This is a genomic window from Nonomuraea sp. NPDC003201 (assembly GCF_053590415.1).
In genome coordinates, this window is the sequence record NZ_JBSFTC010000723.1 from 1 (window position 1) to 1,561 (window position 1,561).

Annotated in this window: 3 protein-coding genes; 2 read left to right on the forward strand and 1 reads right to left on the reverse strand. The window is 74.6% G+C overall.

Annotated features, from left to right (window positions below):
- The coding region (locus ACWDX9_RS63130; protein WP_449973420.1) for an MFS transporter at nucleotides 1-863 on the reverse strand (863 nt) is incomplete at its 3' end.
- On the opposite strand from ACWDX9_RS63130, the gene ACWDX9_RS63135 reads away from it, so the two are divergent.
- The gene (locus tag ACWDX9_RS63135; RefSeq protein ID WP_449973421.1) at nucleotides 840-1,235 is read left to right on the forward strand and encodes a LysR substrate-binding domain-containing protein; all 396 of its coding nucleotides are present in this window, start codon (nucleotides 840-842) and stop codon (nucleotides 1,233-1,235) included. The genes ACWDX9_RS63130 and ACWDX9_RS63135 overlap by 24 nt on opposite strands.
- A gap of 44 nt (nucleotides 1,236-1,279) precedes the next feature.
- Nucleotides 1,280-1,561 (forward strand): YdeI/OmpD-associated family protein (locus ACWDX9_RS63140; RefSeq protein WP_449973422.1); only part of this gene is annotated, 282 nt, incomplete at its 3' end.

Consider the following 1,561-nt stretch of genomic DNA (forward strand, 5'->3'; position numbering starts at 1 on the left):
ACCCCGCGGCGGGCCGGGTCTCGGTCCCGCCCGCGCCACCAGGTGACGAGCGGGCCGCCGGCCAGGACCACGGCCGCCACGACGCGGTAGCCGGCGCTCATCCCGTACGTGGCCATCACCGTGCCCATGACGGCGACCCCGACCGCGCTGCCGAGCTCGCGGGTGGCGCTGTTGAGCCCGGAGCCGAGCCCGGCCCGCTCGCGCGGCAGCGCCGCCATGATCTCGTGCGAGAGCACCGGCAGGCACACCCCCATGGCCGCCCCCATGACGGCCAGGCCGGCCGCGTACACCGGGTACGGCATGGCCGCGTCCGCGAACGACAGCAACACCAGCCCCGCCACGATCCCCGCCAGCCCGGCCGGTACGGCGGGCCGCGCGGGCAGGCGGCCCGACAGCCGCGACAGGACGATCATGGGGATGACGAGCGGCACGATGGCCACGCCGGTGACCAGCGGCGAGAAGCCCTTGACCTCCTGCAGGAAGCGGGCGTTGACGAAGAACATCGCGAACAGCCCGAAGAACGTCACCGCCACGCCCACCGTCCCCGCCCGCAGCCGCGGCAGCGCGAACAGCCGGGGGTCGAGCAGCGGCCGCGGCGCGCGGAGCTGGTGCCCGACGAAGACGCAGAACAGCACGGCCGCCACGCCGAACGCCGACAGCACGAGCCCGCTCCCCCACCCGGCCTCGGGCCCCTCGATGACCCCCGCCAGCAGCGCCACGGACGCGGCCGTGAGCAGCACCGTCCCCGGCAGGTCCAGCGGGGTCGCCGCCACGCGAGGCGCGCGCGGCACCAGCACGGCGACCAGCACGGCGTCGAGCCGATCATGGTGGACCGGGCGGTGGGCGTCGTCCGGCCCGGGCATCCGCTGCTTGACGGGCCGGTCACGGCGGAGCGGCTGGCGGCGGCCGAGCACGTGATCGCCACCCGGCGGGGCCGCGACGAGGGCCCGGTGGACGAGATCCTGGCCGGCATGGGGCTGACGCGCCGGATCGCGGGCTCCGTGCCGACGTTCGAGGCGTCGCTGCTGGTGGTGCGGCAGTCCGACCTGGTGGGGATGACGCCGGAGCGGCTGACCCGGCCGCTGGTGGAGGCTCTGGGGCTGGCGACGTTCCCGATCCCGTTCGCGTTGCCGGAGATGACGCTGTCGCAGGCGTGGCATCCCCGCTACGACGTGGACCCCGCGCACGTGTGGCTGCGCGACCTCGTACGCGAGATCCTCGGCCGGCACCGCTGATAAGTGCTCAATTGATGAGCACTTTGACCGGGAGGATGGGACGCATGATGATCCTCGCGGACGCCGCCGCATGGCGGAGCTGGCTGAACGGCCACCACGACTCCATGACCGAGGCCTGGCTCGTCCTGGCCAAGAAGGGCACGAACGACCCCACCGGCCTCACCTACGAGCAGGCCCTCCAGGAGGCGCTGTGCTACGGGTGGATCGACGGCACGGCCCGCCGCCGCGACGAGTCCACCTACTGCCAGCGCTTCAGCCCGCGCCGGCGCCGCAGCTCCTGGTCGCGGCCGAACGTCGCGCGGGTCGAACGGCTGCGGCGCGAGGGC